Genomic DNA, 16,545 nt, shown 5'->3' on the forward strand with positions numbered 1-16,545 from the left:
TCCCGCTTTACTTAATTATATATAACTCTTAAGTCTTATTTACTTTTCTTAGGAACCACTTCACCGTCAATAGTTAACAGGAAAGGCTGTTGAACACTTGCTACTTTAACGTGTACATTCTTGGTAAACTTACCAGGGCTGGCAGCGTTATAGGTAACTTTAATAGCACCGGTTTGTCCTTTTAAGATAGGAGTTTTAGGATATTCCGGAGTGGTGCAGCCGCACTCTGCAGTTGCAGTTTCAATAATTACCGGTTTATCGCTGGTGTTAGTAAAGCTAAAAGTAGTGGTAACAGGAATGCTTTGAGGAACCTGACCAAAAGAATGTTTGGTAGCCTCAAATTTAACCGGAGTTTCAGGAGCTTGCGCAAAAACATTGATACCAATCAGGAAACTCGCCAGGAATAACAACTTTTTCATAAATCTCTATTTGGTTTTATTTGGGGTATTTTGTACTGTTTCTTTAAATGTATCACCATGAAACTTAAGCTGCTGGCTTAGGCCGCCGGAGAAAAACACGGTAACATATTTTTCAAAATGACCGTCGGTATAACCATTAAAGCCTAATGTAATTTTAAAGCTCTGCCCGGCAGCATAAGGCCCGGCCTGCCATTTTGGAGTAGTACAGCCACATTGCGTTTGTACATTCTCTATTTTAACAGAGTCTTTGCTGATATTAGTCATAACAACATCAAACTCAACGGGTTTTCCATAAGGAATTTTGCCCAGATCGTGATCTGTTTCCTTAAAATTGAGCACCCGGGTTATATCAGGAGCCTGAGTAGATGCAGATGGGTTCTGTGCTTTTACGCTGCTAAAAGCCAAAAAAGCTGCCACACAAAAGACAAATCTTCTCATATATGAGCAAATTTTATTTTTTACAAAGATAAAGTTAGAGATAAACTTCATTCATTTGCACAAGATGTTACAATTTAGTTGATTGTTAATTTATTTTTGCTGCATGAACAATACGTCTGCAAACATCGAAATGAGCAATTACATGCTCTCGTATGAAGGATTCAGAGCAGAGGTGCTGAACGATTATAAGGTTGCACTGGAAAGTCGCGAGGCCAGTTTACTGGGTCGCCGTGAAGTACTTACCGGTAAAGCTAAGTTTGGCATTTTTGGTGATGGGAAGGAACTGGCACAGGTAGCAATGGGCAAGTTTTTCCAACCTGGTGACTACAGGGCTGGTTACTACCGTGACCAGACTTTTATGTTTGCAACAGGACTGGCTACTGTGGAGCAGTTTTTTGCCCAGTTGTATGCCGATCCCGATCTGGAAAGAGAACCATTCAGCATGGGCCGCCAGATGAACGGGCACTTTGCCACTCCTAACGTAGATGCTTCAGGCGAATGGGTAGATCTTGCCAATCAACGCAATATATCGTCCGATATATCCCCTACCGCTGCTCAGATGCCACGTGCACTGGGCTTAGCTTTTGCCTCTACCCTATTCAGAAATTCACCTGTATTACAGCAGTTTGATAACCTTTCTACCAACGGAAATGAAGTTTGCTTTTGTACTATAGGCGATGCTTCTACCAGCGAAGGACATTTCTGGGAAACGGTAAATGCCGCCGGTGTGCTTCAGGTTCCGCTGGCTATTTTTATCTGGGATGATGGCTACGGCATTTCTGTACCCCGCGAATATCAAACCACCAAGGGCTCCATTTCCGCTGCCCTGAAAGGTTTTGAGAAGAAAGAAGATACCAATGGCATCGACATTTACCGCGTAAAAGGCTGGGATTATGCCGGCATGTGCGAGGTTTTTGAATCAGGCCTGCAGAAAATACGCGATACACACACTCCTGCAGTTTTCCATGTAGAAGAAATCACACAGCCCCAGGGCCATTCTACTTCCGGCAGCCACGAGCGTTATAAATCTACCGAGCGTCTGGAATGGGAAAAAGAATGGGATTGTATCAAACAAATGCGCGAGTTCATTATTGAAAACGGGCTTGGTGACGAGGAAGAGCTGACCGTTATTGAAGAGAATGCTAAAAAGTATGTACGTGACTGCAAAAACAGAGCCTGGGAAAAATACCTGGTTCCCATTAAAGAGCAGGTAAATGAAGTAACCGGCCTAATTAAGAATACCGTAGTTAACGATATAGAAGCACACGGCCGCCTTCAGCAACTGGCAAAGGATCTGGAAACCAATCGTGAGCCACTGCGGAGAGACATTATGCGCACCCTGTCTCAGGCAGTGGAAATAGCAGGTGCCTCTCCTTCTGCAGGCGATTTAAAAGCATACCGCAGTGAACTGAAAAAGCTGAACAAACAGCTTTATAATACATTGCTCTATAACGAAGGTCCTAAAAGTGCTTTACACGTTGCAGGCAACGCAGCTACTTATGGCAATAACAGCCCTTCGGTAAATGGCTACGAAATACTGAATAAGTATTTTGACCAGTTATTCAGCGCCAACCCTAAAGTGGTTGCATTTGGTGAAGATGTAGGCAATATTGGCGATGTTAACCAGGGCTTTGCCGGCTTACAGGAAAAGCATGGCGTTGAGCGCATATTCGATACCGGCATCCGCGAACTTACCATTATGGGGCAGGGCATTGGCCTGGCTTTACGTGGCCTGCGTCCGATAGCTGAAATACAATATCTGGATTATCTGTTGTATGGTCTGGAGCCTTTGAGTGATGATGTAGCTTCTTTACATTACCGTACAGGTGGTCAGCAAAGCTGCCCTTTGATTGTACGCACGCGCGGCCATCGCTTAGAGGGCATCTGGCACAGTGGCTCGCCCATGGGCATGATCATTAACTCCCTCCGTGGCATGTATGTATGTGTGCCCCGTAACATGGTTCAGGCAATAGGTATGTACAATACCTTATTGCAAAGCAATGATCCGGCTATTATGATCGAGTGCCTGAACGGATATCGTTTAAAAGAGCGCATGCCGGAAAACCTGCTGGACTTTACAGTGCCACTGGGTATTCCTGAGGTAGTAAGAGAAGGTACAGATATTACGGTAGTTTCCTACGGCGCCACATTAAGAATTGTGCAGGAAGCTGGTGTAAGACTGGCTGCATTAGGTATAGACATTGAAATTATCGACGTACAAACCTTACTTCCTTTCGATATTAACCACAGTATTTTTGCATCGCTGAAAAAAACCAACCGCATTCTTTTTGTAGATGAAGATGTACCAGGTGGCGCAGCTGCATATATGTTTAATAAAGTAATGGAAGAACAGGGAGGATATAAATGGCTGGATGTGGCGCCACGCACCATTACCGGTCAGGCTCATCGTCCTGCCTACGGCAGCGATGGCGATTATTTCAGCAAGCCCAATACAGAAGATGTAATTGAGGTAATACAGGAAATGATGAGCGAATAATCATGCTTCAGAATATTATATAAAATAAAGCCCCCGATAAGCATGTACTTATCGGGGGCTTTATTTTTGTTGTATAGCTTAGATAGCGTTACTGAGCATCCATGGTCATAATATCTCTGTCAAACAGGTATAAACCACTTTTGTCATCACCAATCATTTCCAGTTTGTCATTACACTCTCTGGCCAGTCTTTCTTCTTCAATCTGCTCGTTTACGTACCACTGTAAAAAGTTATGAGTAGCGTAATCTTTTTCTTTCAAACAAAGATCTACCAGGTCGTTAATGCTGCTGCTCACTTTTAATTCATGTTCCATCAGCTGCTCAAAAGCCTTCTTCAACGAAACAAAAGTAAGTACGGGCTGCGCCAGTGCAGGTACTACTGCAAAACCGCCACGCTCGTTAATATAATGGATCAGCTTAAGCATGTGCTGTCTTTCTTCTTCACTGTGTCTGAAAAAGAATTGGGTAACCCCTTTTAAGCCTGGTTGAATTTCGGCCCAGCTTGCCATGGCAAGGTATGCTTGTGAAGACTGTGCTTCCATAAACACCTGGTCATTCAGTGCTTCCTGTACGGTTTTAGATAGCATAATATTCTAATTTGGGTAAATATGTAGCTGAAATTACAGTTTTTTAGTCACCTTATTATCAGGCGTTTAATAGAAACTGCAATCTTTCTTTCACGGCATCCGTTCCGGGTATCATAGCCGCCTCAAGAGCAGTATTAATAGGTACCGCAGGTAAATTTAACGCCCCTTGCACCTCTACCGGCACGTCCAGGCTGGTAAAACAAGCTTTACTTATTCTATACGCAAGCGCTTCGGCAAAAGAATTATTCTGAGGCTCCTCTGTAAGCACCAGGCAGCGGCCGTGTTTTTTAACCGTCTCAAATACCAGTGCTTCATCCAGTGGAAATAAACTACGTAAGTCTACAATTTCTACCTGGCAGGCAAAATCGGCAGATGCGGCTTTTGCTTTATACACCCCCATGCCCCAGGTAATTACACATAAAGATTCCCCGGCTGCTATTCTTTTAGAACTGGCTTTTTGGGTAACAGCCGCTTTGCCTAAGGGTAGAATATAATCTTTATCCGGTTCTATGGTTTTTGCACCATCTGTTCCGGGCACTTTGCTCCAGTACAAACCTTTGTGCTCCAGTATCACTACCGGGTTAGGATCGTAAAAAGCAGCTTTCATCAACCCCTTCATATCAGCCGCGTTGGAAGGGTATACCACCTTAATACCTTTAATAGATAACAGCGTGGTTTCAATGCTTCCGCTATGGTAAGGCCCACCTCCGCCATAAGCACCTGTAGGAACCCGCAATACCATAGGTATGGGGAATTTGCCGGCAGACAGGTAGGACGATTTAGATACCTCTGTTACCAGTTGGTTCAGCCCCGGGTAAATGTAGTCGGCAAACTGCACTTCCACAATCGGCTTTAACCCCAGGGCAGCCATGCCTATGGTAGAACCAATAATATACGCTTCCTGTATAGCTGTATTAAACACACGCTTCTCACCAAACTTATCACCCAATGTAGCCGCCTCTCTGAATACCCCTCCCAGTCTTTTGCCTACATCCTGTCCGTATAACAAACTTTCCGGATGCGCGGCCATTATCTCTTCAATCGCATGCAGAGCGGCATCCACCATCATCACCCGTTCTTTCCCTTCGGGCGCTCTTACTCCTTTCTCTTCCGTAACCGGCGTTGGGGCAAAAACAAACTCCGTAACAGTTTCGGGTGCGGGGTCCGCTGCCGCAACTGCCCGTGCAAAAGAGTCATTTACGGTGTCGTTAATATCCTGATTAATCTGTGCAATCCCCTCATTGCTGTAACCATGCATCAGCATCAGCTGATGTAGCGGAGGATAGGGATCTTGTTTTGTATGCTGCCCCAGATTTTCTTTAGAGCGGTAGGTTTCTTTTCTAACCCCGCTGGTATGATGTCCCAGCAGTGGCACGGTAGCATGCACCAGCAATGGCTTTCGCTTATGCCTTACAAACGAAACCGCTTGTTGCATAGCTATATAACAACCAATAAAATCACTGCCATCTACCTGCATTTTATGCAGGCCCTTAAAACCATCTGCGTATTCATACGCATTCATGGCTCTGGCTTCTGCCGCGGTAACGCTTATGCCCCATTGATTATCCTGAACCAGATACAAAATTGGCAACTGTTTCAAGGCAGCAAATTGCAGGGCTTCACTTACTTCCCCTTCAGTAACACTGTTATCTCCCAGAGAGCACACCACAATAGGCTGCTCTCCTCCCGGCCCTTTCTGTAAATACAATGCATGCGTTTCTTCCAGAAAGCGCATACCCTGTGCAACGCCTGTGGTAGGAATAGCCTGCATACCGGTAGCACTGCTCTGATGAATGATTGCCGGCCTGCCGTTACCCCGCTTATTATTCGGATGGCAGTAGTAAGACCGGCCACCGGAAAACGGATCATCTGCCTTTGCCATCAGCTGCAGCATCAACTCGTAAGGTGTAAACCCCATGGTAAGCAGCATACTGTCGTCCCGGTAGTATGGACTAACAAAGTCACAGGGTAGCAATTGCAACCCTGTAGCTATCTGGATAGCTTCATGACCTCTGGATGTGGAATGAACATACTTGCACGTAGCACGATTGTTCTCATACAAATCGCCCATGGCCCGGGCTGTAGTCATAATTTCGTACGCCCTGGCTATTTCGTTAACTGCAAGCATGTTTTACTATATCTCAATTTATTTAACCTCCAATTCAAATAATCTTTCTTTCTCAAAATATCCTTCCAGTACATCCCCCACCACGCACTCACCTACACCTGCCGGTGTGCCTGTGAATACAATGTCGCCAATATTCAGCGAAAAGTACTGCGATATATGCGAAATGATGGTATCAAACGAAAAAATCATATCAGAACTTCTTCCCTGTTGTGCCAATTCGCCATTCAGCAACAAAGAAAAGTTAATAGCACCTTTAAAAATTTCGGGTACCGCCGGAATCCATTTACCAACTACAGCAGAGTTATCCCAGGCCTTGGCTTTTTCCCAGGGCAGTCCTTTCCGCTTCAGTTCGTTCTGTAAGTCTCTGGCTGTAAAATCAATACCAACAGTAATAGCGTCATAATAACGGTGGGCGTAGCGTTCCTGTATATACTTTCCATTCTTGGAAATTCTTAATACCAGTTCAGCTTCGTAATGCAATTCGTTAGAAAACTCCGGGTAATAAAAAGGAGTGTGTGGTTGCAGCAATGCACTTTTAGGCTTTAGAAAAATAACGGGGTCCTCTGGAATGTCATTTTTCAATTCCCGGGCATGCTCAACATAATTTCTGCCAACGCAAAAGATTTTCATAGATAAAATTTTAGTCTACGGTAACACAGCCTCAAACGTGCCTTATGTGGTACTGCATCAGGCACTCCGCCGGTTACCTGCATTATATTTACGCTAATTTACTGTTAATCAGTTATCTTTCTATTCAAACATTAAATTATTCGCCTGGTTCATTGTTTTTTCCAATCCTATAGTAGCTATCTGCTCAATAATAGTAACACAAGCCTCTATTTTCTTTTGTATAACAGGCAATTCAGCAGAAAGCCATTTTCCCAGTACAAAATCGGCCTGCATACCCTTTGGGTAATCGTTTCCTATCCCAAACCGCAGCTTAGGATATTTATCCGTGCCCAGCACCAACTGTATATCTTTCAATCCGTTATGTCCCGCATCGCTGCCACTTGGCCTTACCCTTAACTTACTTATTGGCAACGCCAGGTCATCCACAATAGTTAAAGTATTTTCGGGCGTAAGCTTTTCTTTATCCATCCAGTACTTAAATGCTTTCCCGCTAAGGTTCATATAAGTGGTGGGCTTTATACAAACAAAAATTCTGCCTTTCCACCGCACTTCTGCAATCTCTGCCAGGCGGTCAACTTTAAAATTGCCGCCGTGTTTCTGCACAAACGCATCCACCACATCAAAGCCAATATTATGTCTTGTATGGGCGTATTCAGCCCCAATATTTCCCAACCCTACAATAAGGTATTTGCTCATGTTTCAGTTAAATCCTCGCAAAATTAGTACATTTACTGTCGTTTTTATGATCAATGTTCCCCCCGTGTCTGCTGCTGTATCCCTGTTTAAAAGAATAACAAACAGTGGTATCAGTGAAGATATGCCCTTTGATGAGGTAAAGCGAACACGGCTGATCAACCTATGTATCCTTAGTTGCATGCCTATCTGCAGCAGCTTTTCGCTGGTCAACTTTCTTCAGCACAAATACACACTGGCCCTTATCTGTTTTATCGTATTTGTGGGCGGTGTTTCTATCCTTTACATTAATTACAAGAGAAAGTTTTACCTGGCCAGGCTCATTCTTATTTCAGGCAGTACCATTCTGTTCACGTCTTCTGCCATGCTTTACCGTAACGGTGCCGAGCATTATCTTCTGCTAAACATTGTACTGGCGTTAATTCTTTTCAATAACAAATGGTTTATATATGCTTTCAGTGCCGTAAATGCAGGGCTGTATCTATTGGTGTACTTTACCATAAGCAGGCATATAGAAATTGAAATAATTACCGGCTGGCGTGCATGTATGAACATAGGCATGATGCTTATTTTATTTATTGTATCACTCAACTACTTTAGAAAAGAACATATAAACTATCAGCAACAGATTGAAGAAAAACACCGCGAACTATACGTACAACAGCTACAGCTGATGGATCAGAAAGATGTACTGGAAAAAAACAACAGATCGCTGGAAATACTGAATCAATCCAAAGAAAAACTCTTCTCCATTATTGCACATGATATGACATCGCCATTGGGTAACCTTCGGGGTTCGCTTAATCTGGTGCAGTATAACATGATGAGTGCGGAAGAGTTTACAGATATATCCTCATTGCTTATTCAGCAGGTAGAAAGCCTGGAAGGCAGTCTCTCTAATCTGTTGCACTGGAGCCGGTCGCAGTTAAACGGCATTTCAGTGCAATCCAGTGTGTTTGCAGTAATGCCGCTTATAACCGAGCAAATCAATCTTTTCAGTCCTGTCATTACTAAAAAGGACCTACGGGTAGTGAATAACATACAACACCATGTATCCTGCCGGGCCGATACAGATCATTTCAAAATCATCTTCCGTAACCTGCTTACCAATGCTATTAAGTTCAGTACACCGGGTACCGGCATTCATATTTATAGCAGCAAAGAAAATGGCTTTGTATTAATCTCTATTGCCGATGAGGGAGCGGGAATAGCGTCAGAACAACTGCAATTACTAACAGCAGGCAGAATAAATGTGTCAACCCGCGGCACGCAAAACGAAAAGGGCACCGGCATGGGATTACTGCTTTGCAAAGAGTTTGTTGAAAAAAATCATGGCAGGTTAATTATAAAGCCCAACTATCCAACAGGCAGTGTATTTACTATTGCACTTCCTGCCGATACAGTAAGTGCATAAAAAAGCCCCGCTTTTGTAAACGGGGCTCTCTATTCTGAATGTCAGAAAAATTACTTTTTCTTGTCATCTTTCGCTGCTGCTGCTTCTTCCTGCTTCAGCTGACGGGTCATCACTACAGATGCAACCGGAATACGTGGTGAGTTCATGATTTCCATGTTCTCAGCTTTCACGTCTTCAACGCGAATGTTACCGTTCAGGTCCAGAGTGGTAATATCTACTTCGATATTTTCTCTCAGGAACTTAGGTAAAACTTTTACTTTAACAGCCTTTACTTTGGTAACCAGTTTACCACCAGCTTTAACACCTACAGAAGTTCCTACAAACTTCAGTGGCAGTGTAGCAACAACAGGCTTGTCACCTACCAGCTCCAGTAAATCTACGTGGATCAGGCTGTCGTTAACTTTGTCAAACTGCAGGTCTTTCAGAATACACTGATAAGTTTTGCCATCCAGTTTCACTTCAGCCAGTTGAAATTCACCGGTATACACCAGAGGCTTGAAAGCCTTGGCAGAGGCAGTAAAGTTTACCTCTTTGGCACCCCCGTAAATTACACCTGGCACTAATTCCTGAGAGCGCAGTTGGCGGGTGGCTTTTTTGCCAAATTCGGTCCTCAGTTGTCCTTCGATTGTAATCGTTTTCATTTATTATGGTTTTTAATACACTACGTTGTGCTATTTCTTCCGCTGCGAATGAATAAAGAGGCTGGTTATGCTCTTGTTTTCGTATGCGTTTCTGATAGCTATTGCAAACAAATCAGCCACACTTAATGATCTGATCCGGCTGCTTTCCTGTTTCAATGGTATGGTATCGCAAACAATCAGTTCTTCCAGCACACTGTTTTCGATGTTCTCGTATGCTTTACCACTTAAAATAGGATGGGTACACAAAGCGCGAACACTTCTGGCTCCCTTTTCTTTCAGCAATCCTGCTGCTTTTGCAAGGGTACCACCTGTATCGCAGATATCATCTACCAGAACAATATCCCTGTCTTTCACCTCTCCTATTACCACCATGCTGGCAATCTCATTCGCCCTTTTACGGTGCTTATCGCATATTACCATTTCTGCATTAAAATAGCTGGCTATTTCACGCACCCTGTTGGTACTACCCACGTCAGGGGCCGCAAAGGTAAGGTTTTCCAGCTTTAACTGCTCAATGTAAGGGATAAAAATGGCAGAGCTGTCCAGATGATCTACCGGAATTTCGAAGAAAGCCTGAATCTGAGGGGCATGTAAGTCCATGGTAATCACCCTGTCTGCACCTGCCGCCTCCAGTAAAGTGGCTACCAGTTTAGACCCGATGGCTACCCGGGGTTTGTCTTTCCGGTCCTGCCGCGAAAAACCGTAGTAAGGTAATACCGCTACAATTTTATAGGCGCTGGCTCTTTTAGCCGCATCTATCATAAGCAGCAGCTCCATCAGATTATCAGTAGGTGCAAATGTGCTTTGAATTAAAAACACATAATCTCCCCTGATGCTTTCAAGGAAAACCGGCTGAAACTCGCCGTCGCTAAACTTCTGAATATTGATTTTGCCTAAAGGAGCGCCAAACTTTTTGGCTATTTTCTCCGCAAGGTGCTGCGATCCTGTGCCTGAAAAGATCTTGACCGATGGATTCATAACTAAACAATGAGCGGCGAAGATAAAAATTCAGAGGGATATTGTATCTTGGGTATAAATAAATTTGTCTATGACAAGCACCGCTATCAAACACTGGGCTGTAGATGACCGCCCCAGAGAAAAATTGCTGTACAAAGGCACCAGCCATCTTAGCAATTCAGAATTGATAGCAGTACTTATTAATAACGGTACCCGGCAAAAAAGTGCTGTTATGCTTGCTCAGGAACTACTTTCTGCACTTAATAACGACTTAAATAAGCTAAGCCGGCTTTCTGTAAAAGATATATTGAATTTAAATATAAAAGGCATCGGCCCTGCCAAAGCAGTTTCTATTAGTGCAGCTATTGAACTGGGGCTTCGCCGTGATGCCAGTTATTCGAAAAGAAAAGCTGTAAGCAGCAGCCGGAATGCTGCCGATTATGTGCGTCCGTTACTTCAATTTAAAAAGCAGGAACAGTTTGCAGTTCTTTTTCTAAACCAGGGCAACCGGGTAACGCACTTTCAAATTGTAAGTGAGGGTGGCATTACCAGTACGGTGGCAGACCCGCGTATTATTTTAAAAATAGCACTGGCCCATGATGCTGTACAAATGATTCTTTGCCATAACCACCCCAGCGGTTGCCTTACACCCAGCAAGGCCGATATTGCACTCACCCAAAAAATAAAAACAGCCGCCCTCACTTTAGACATACAGGTGGTTGACCATATCATTGTAAGTGAGGAGGGCTATTATAGCTTTGCAGATAACGATCTGCTGTAAAGGAATGTATTTAAGCCTGAGCTGTAGGACCGCCAAAATTCATAGGAATGTCAAACTGATCCAGATCTTTAATGTCACCATTGGCAGCTTCGTATCTTTCTACGTTCTCCTGTAAAGCACGCATAAATTTCTTTGCATGCATAGGCGTGAAAATAATACGCGACTTCACCCGGCTTTTAGGCGTACCAGGCATTACACTTACAAAGTCCATAACAAATTCTGCATGGCTGTGCGTAATAATAGCAAGGTTGGCATAAGTGCCTTCTGCAATTTCTTCACTTATTTCAATATTGAGCTGATTCTGTTGCTGATCGGACATGATGAATATCTGTTTTGGCAAATGTAGCGATAAACTAAAAAGTGAAATAAAAATCCCCTGGCGTTTTGCACCAGGGGATTTTATCATTGTATTCCGGTTTACAGCTAATTTTTTATAGGAGCAGACCCGGTAAGTGCCCCATTAAAATCTAATTCATTCTGTGGCACATCCCAATAGTCCAGATAATTGTAATCAAGTGTACACGGAAGTGGTTGCGGATTGGTAGTATTGGTGTAAGAGCCAGGCACCAATACAATACCTCCTTTTCTGCCACCACCTGCCGATACAGGAGCAGTTACCCCCCAGCGGCGGGCATCATAAAAAGCAACACCCCGTAAAAACAAACCACCACGTCTTTCAAGTCTCAGCTCTTCCAGTGCTGCTGTCAGCGCCAGGCCTGTTCCCTGAACATGTGCAAGACCGGAAGCCTGAAAATCTCTCACTTCATCAATCAACCCCAGCCCTGCCTCAATATTTCCGTTTCGTATACCATATTCCGCCAGCATTAAAGCATTTTCTTCCCAACTGCAACCAATAGGCACAGTTCCCTGGTTGTCGTTGGTAGCATAAAGCCCTCCCGCCTCAATAGGCACCACTGCCCAGCGGGTTCCAAACTGAAGCCCCCTGCCTCTTGGGTTAACCTGCCAGTTGCCGGTAGCCATAACTTCAAACCCTTTGGCCAAACGCGCGTCAGTGGGTTTGTAGTCCTGCACCAGCCTCTCAGAAACAAAAGTAAATGCCTGTGCTTCGCCTACTAATGTATAGGGATGAAAGAATGCAGCAGTAAGGTCGTTGGTGGAGTTAGGATCCATACCAAACCGGAACGTATAATCTGTTTTCAGTAAACCTTTATTAGCATTAGTTTGAACCGCCGTCCAATCTGCCGCCGTCATAGCAGCCACTTTTTTATTTACCAGTATGTTCCGTGCTTTATAACTGTATATCTGACGGGCCCACATCTGCGGCGTCACAATCTGATCGTTACGGTTAAAGCTGGGTACAATAGCCGTCATCATGGCATTGTAAGTCTCATTTACCGTAAGCCCGTTCAGAAGCGTTAAACAAGACTCGAAGTTTTTATCAGCCTCAGCAATAATGGCATTACGATCAACAAAATTACCGTTGGTAGTGCTATTGGCATCATTATTAATAACACCTGCCAAATACATAGAACCTATTCTGGAATAAGCAAAGCCTTTCCACCAATATGCCCATGCCTTTAAAGTATTTCTTTTAGTGGCTGCATCACCGGTAAACTGCAAAGCGCTATTCTCTAACGCACTCAACAGCAGATTAGCCTGCACATTCATAAAATAACATACATTCCACTCGTACATAAAGGAGTTTATTTCTCCTGCCTGGCGGCTGTTAGTGCTCTGCAGCTGCTCTTTCAGCGTTTTTCCAAGCGGATTGCGTACTGCTGTGCCATTGGGAAGCGTAATCTGATCAACCTGCCCCACATACCTCCAACCCCAGTTACCATAAGGGCTGAAAATTTCATCACCAAGAATACTATGGTTTGTTTGTACCATTACCATAATATTAGACTCTCCTGCACTGGGCACATCTGCTATCCATTTTTGAAAAATGCCTAATGCAAAAGCCTGCACGCCATCCTCAGTTGTTAACGATTCTGGCGTTGGATCATTCGGGTTAATCTGATTAAGTGATGTTTTTTTACATGCAAACAAAACCAAGCCGCAACACGCGATACTATATAAAATAAAACGTTTCATAAAATTGATTTGTAAGTTTAAAAGCCAACGTTAACGCCCAGCTGCCATGATCTCAGGTTGGGTATACCAAAGTAATCAACACCTTTAAAAGCCCCTACGCCTACGGTTGAATTTCCCTGCGAATCTACTGCCGTGGTGTTTTCCGGATCAAGGCCCTTGTATTTAGTGAAAGTAAGCAGGTTTCTTCCTGCAACGGTGATAGCCAGCGTTTTAAACCAGGAAACATTTAACGCACTTGTTAAATCATACGTAATGGAAAGGTTTCGCAACCGCACAAACGAACCGTCTTCTACAAACCACGAACTGGGTTGTACGTTATTATAAAGACTGTTGTAGTATTGTACAAACGCGCCACTTTTTTCGCCAATAGTAACCGCCTCATCAAAATCTTTCGACAATCTGTCTCTGTACAACCATTGTCTGGTCATGTTGTAAATTTTGTTACCATGCGTCCAGTCAAACTGAAATGAAACATTCCAGTTCTTAAACAGGGTGAAATTGTTAATTAAAGATGCAGTAAAATTAGGATAGGCGCTACCAGCTGCTGACTGGTCATCAGCAGAAGTCATAAACACCGTATTAGTTCTTTTATCTACTACCATTCCATTGGTAATGGTGTAGTTAACAGCCTGTGATGGATCTATATATCTGGTTTTGCCATCGGCCATCAGTTGATCTATGCTATGCAAGGGTGAAACACCATAAAAAATACCCAGATTTTCTCCTTCTTTAATAGCAAACTGACCACTGATTACGTCCTGATTGTTGGCAATGCTTACTACTTTGGTTCTGGTAAATCCAAAACGGGCACCGAGATTCCATACAACATTTTTAGCACTATACATCGTGGCATCTAAAGACAAATCAACCCCATGCGATTCCAGCGTACTCAGGTTATCTGTTAAACTAGCATAACCCGTAGAAGGTGCCACATCTGCATTCTGTATAACATCTTTCGATTTTCTGGTCCAGTAAGTTCCGTTCAGACTAAGCCGGCTAAACCAGTCGCCTTTGAAAGGTTGTAACACTACATCTGTACCAATTTCCAGTTCCTGCGAAATCTGCACACGGAGATTAGCATTTCTGCCTCTTGTTGGAATAGATAGCCCCGTGCCGCTACCCAATGGAGTTACATCAAAAGTAACCTGTCTGTCGTACCTGTTTGGCTGTATACCTGCTTTGGCCCAGGCAGCCCTGAGTTTCCATTCCTGTAAAATATTCTTATTGGTCATTAACTCCGACGGACGGAAGAATACCGTACCACGTGGAAAATTAAAAGCTTTGGATGCTCCTCCAAATTCAGAAGAGTAGTCAGATCTGAAACCCGCTGATACACCAGCCAGGTTGCCAAATTCAATGCTCTGGTTAAGTAACCAGCCATAAGTTACAAACGCTGTTGACCTATCACCACTGGTTTTTGTGGTAGATACGTTCACATTGTAAGGAGGATAAGTTGGCAATCCGGTGCCAAAAGCAAATAATTCTTTATCATCTTCCCTTCTGTAATCGTAAGCAACCTGCGTAACAGTTTTAATAGGAATATTCAAATGAAAATCATTCTGAAAATCTGTTCTCAAAAAAAGGCTGGCAATAGAATTCTGAATGGAGTTTCTGTTTGAGCTTTTTTCTACCGAGCCACTTTTGCTACCTCCTCTTATATTACCCCAGAACAAAGCACTCTGGTCGTCTCCGGTTTGGTTTTTATAATAGTCCAGTCCTTCAATGGTTTTATAGTCAATGCCATATTTATAATCTAACTCTACAAAGCGTGGAAACCGGTAGTTCACGTTTAAGTTCTGCACCAGGCGAACAGTTTTATCGTTTCTTACATGCCAGTCTCTTTCAGAAAGAGAGTTAATCTGATTTTCATTTTTGGGCTGGAGAATATGACGGCCTAACGAATCCTTTCTTTCAAAATCTATCCATTTCCAGGCGTTCACCACTGCAAAGCGGTTACCGGATAACAAATCTTCTGTAGTATAAATAACCTGTGTAATATTTCTTACTGTAAAACCTTTAAATGGCTCAAATCCCAGATTTACACCAAGGTTGGTTCTTCTGAAGTTATTACTGAATACATCCTGCTGATCAAGACGCGCCACATTAAAAGAATAGTCGCTGTTAGCAGAGCCACCAGACATGGTTAATGAATGCGTATAAGTAATTGCCTTGCGAAAAGCCTGATCCAGGTGATCATACAAAGGCAATCCCGAATAGTTTTTATCGTTTTTGGAATCCACAGTTAAATCTTCCTGTGGGTCGGGCCAATAGCCGGTAGCATCCGGGGCCAGTACATCGCCGTTATTATCTAAAATACGCCCCTGGTTGTCGGTAACAAAGTGGTGCTTATCGGCCAGCAGCGGGCGGCTCTTTTTACCGCGCAGAACATTGTCAATACTCACCTTAGAGCTAAGGTTAATAGCCATTTTAGCATTACGTGCGCCTTTTTTGGTAAAAATCTGAATTACACCATTAGCCCCCTGGGCTCCATACAACATACCACCTGCGGCACCTTTTACCACCTCAATCCGTTCTATACTGGAAGGGTCAAGGCTTGTCAATACCGCATCATCCCTTCTTGTTTCCACCCCATCTACCATAATCATGGGGTTACTGTTCTGAAACGTGTTTATACCACGTAAAATAATATTAAACGAAGCACCGGGCTGGCCGCTGTTCTGTTGTATCTGCGCCCCCGCAATCTGCCCCTGCAGTGCCTGCGCCGCAGAAGTATTGGCGCTTTTTGCAAAATCTTTAGAAGTTACAGACGCTACATCAATAGGTACTTTTTTCTTTTCTGTGGCACGGCCTAAACCAGTAACCACCACTTCACCCAAAGAATTGGCATCGGTTTTTAATGATATAGAAAGTACATTACTTTCCGCTACGGTAACAACCGCATTGGTAAATCCCACCCCTGTAATTTCAAGTACAGCCCCGGTAGCTGCCTGAATGGTAAAAGCACCGTTAGCATCGGCCGAAACGCCTGTTTTGGCTCCTTTTACTTTAATGGATGCGTAAGGAACAGCGTTGCCATTATCATCGGTAACCTTACCGGTAATGGTTCGTTGTTGCCCCCACGCCATCATACATGACAGCGCAAGTGCGATAAGCAGGCCTGATAGTTTTCTCATTTTGTGTGAAGGTTTAATAAGTAAATAGTTTTGATCTATAGCATAATCGGATGTAGCAGTTAACAGCATATCAATGGCACCCCTCTTCCACTACCACCAGCAAGAGTTATGGCATGGAAACACAGGAACACATCACATTGTCCTTCAATATGCACAGGGTATAGAGCTTACA

14 protein-coding genes are annotated in these 16,545 nt (G+C 43.6%); 3 read left to right on the plus strand and 11 right to left on the minus strand.

What is annotated here, in order from left to right; translation table 11 throughout:
• Positions 1–35: 35 nt before the first annotated feature.
• Both IEY13_RS19525 and IEY13_RS19530 read right to left on the minus strand, forming a co-directional pair.
• Entirely contained in the window at positions 36–419 is a 384-nt protein-coding gene (locus tag IEY13_RS19525; RefSeq protein ID WP_188955353.1) for a DUF1573 domain-containing protein, read from the minus strand.
• 6 nt (positions 420–425) lie between these two features.
• On the minus strand, positions 426–908 hold the full coding sequence (locus IEY13_RS19530) for a DUF1573 domain-containing protein (protein ID WP_188955355.1): 483 nt from the start codon (positions 906–908) through the stop codon (positions 426–428).
• A gap of 52 nt (positions 909–960) precedes the next feature.
• Here IEY13_RS19530 and IEY13_RS19535 point away from each other — a divergent pair, with 52 nt between their 5' ends.
• Positions 961–3,354 carry an alpha-ketoacid dehydrogenase subunit alpha/beta gene (locus IEY13_RS19535; RefSeq protein WP_188955356.1) on the plus strand — a complete coding sequence of 798 codons (2,394 nt, stop codon included), beginning with the start codon at positions 961–963 and terminating at the stop codon, positions 3,352–3,354.
• Between the two features lie 88 nt (positions 3,355–3,442).
• On the opposite strand, the gene IEY13_RS19540 is transcribed toward IEY13_RS19535, so the two are convergent.
• The 4 genes from IEY13_RS19540 to pth form a co-directional block, all read right to left on the minus strand.
• Complete coding sequence (locus tag IEY13_RS19540; protein ID WP_188955358.1) at positions 3,443–3,940, minus strand: ferritin; 498 nt, start codon at positions 3,938–3,940, stop codon at positions 3,443–3,445.
• A gap of 58 nt (positions 3,941–3,998) precedes the next feature.
• Positions 3,999–6,068: an alpha-ketoacid dehydrogenase subunit alpha/beta gene (locus IEY13_RS19545; RefSeq protein WP_188955360.1), complete on the minus strand. Its 2,070-nt coding sequence runs from the start codon at positions 6,066–6,068 to the stop codon at positions 3,999–4,001.
• Positions 6,069–6,086: 18 nt separating this feature from the next.
• Positions 6,087–6,698: a fumarylacetoacetate hydrolase family protein gene (locus IEY13_RS19550; protein WP_188955362.1), complete on the minus strand. Its 612-nt coding sequence runs from the start codon at positions 6,696–6,698 to the stop codon at positions 6,087–6,089.
• Between the two features lie 120 nt (positions 6,699–6,818).
• The gene (gene pth / locus IEY13_RS19555) at positions 6,819–7,394 is read right to left on the minus strand and encodes an aminoacyl-tRNA hydrolase (RefSeq protein ID WP_188955364.1); all 576 of its coding nucleotides are present in this window, start codon (positions 7,392–7,394) and stop codon (positions 6,819–6,821) included.
• Positions 7,395–7,572: 178 nt separating this feature from the next.
• On the opposite strand from pth, the gene IEY13_RS19560 reads away from it, so the two are divergent.
• Positions 7,573–8,805, plus strand: a complete 1,233-nt coding sequence (locus IEY13_RS19560; RefSeq protein WP_188955366.1) for a sensor histidine kinase — start codon at positions 7,573–7,575, stop codon at positions 8,803–8,805.
• A 50-nt stretch (positions 8,806–8,855) separates the two neighbouring features.
• Here the strand turns inward: IEY13_RS19560 and IEY13_RS19565 are convergent, their stop codons facing one another.
• Both IEY13_RS19565 and IEY13_RS19570 read right to left on the minus strand, forming a co-directional pair.
• Entirely contained in the window at positions 8,856–9,446 is a 591-nt protein-coding gene (locus tag IEY13_RS19565; RefSeq protein ID WP_188955367.1) for a 50S ribosomal protein L25, read from the minus strand.
• Positions 9,447–9,476: 30 nt separating this feature from the next.
• Entirely contained in the window at positions 9,477–10,424 is a 948-nt protein-coding gene (locus IEY13_RS19570; protein ID WP_188955369.1) for a ribose-phosphate pyrophosphokinase, read from the minus strand.
• 70 nt (positions 10,425–10,494) lie between these two features.
• Between IEY13_RS19570 and radC the strand changes: the two genes are divergently transcribed.
• On the plus strand, positions 10,495–11,184 hold the full coding sequence (radC, locus tag IEY13_RS19575) for a RadC family protein (protein WP_188955371.1): 690 nt from the start codon (positions 10,495–10,497) through the stop codon (positions 11,182–11,184).
• Positions 11,185–11,194: 10 nt separating this feature from the next.
• Here the strand turns inward: radC and IEY13_RS19580 are convergent, their stop codons facing one another.
• The 3 genes from IEY13_RS19580 to IEY13_RS19590 form a co-directional block, all read right to left on the minus strand.
• Complete coding sequence (locus tag IEY13_RS19580) at positions 11,195–11,503, minus strand: DUF3467 domain-containing protein (protein ID WP_188955373.1); 309 nt, start codon at positions 11,501–11,503, stop codon at positions 11,195–11,197.
• A gap of 104 nt (positions 11,504–11,607) precedes the next feature.
• Entirely contained in the window at positions 11,608–13,239 is a 1,632-nt protein-coding gene (locus IEY13_RS19585; protein ID WP_188955375.1) for a RagB/SusD family nutrient uptake outer membrane protein, read from the minus strand.
• A gap of 17 nt (positions 13,240–13,256) precedes the next feature.
• Complete coding sequence (locus IEY13_RS19590; protein ID WP_188955376.1) at positions 13,257–16,373, minus strand: SusC/RagA family TonB-linked outer membrane protein; 3,117 nt, start codon at positions 16,371–16,373, stop codon at positions 13,257–13,259.
• Between the last annotated feature and the right edge of the window lie 172 nt (positions 16,374–16,545).

It is taken from the genome of Filimonas zeae, assembly GCF_014641615.1.
GTDB lineage: Bacteria > Bacteroidota > Bacteroidia > Chitinophagales > Chitinophagaceae > Filimonas > Filimonas zeae.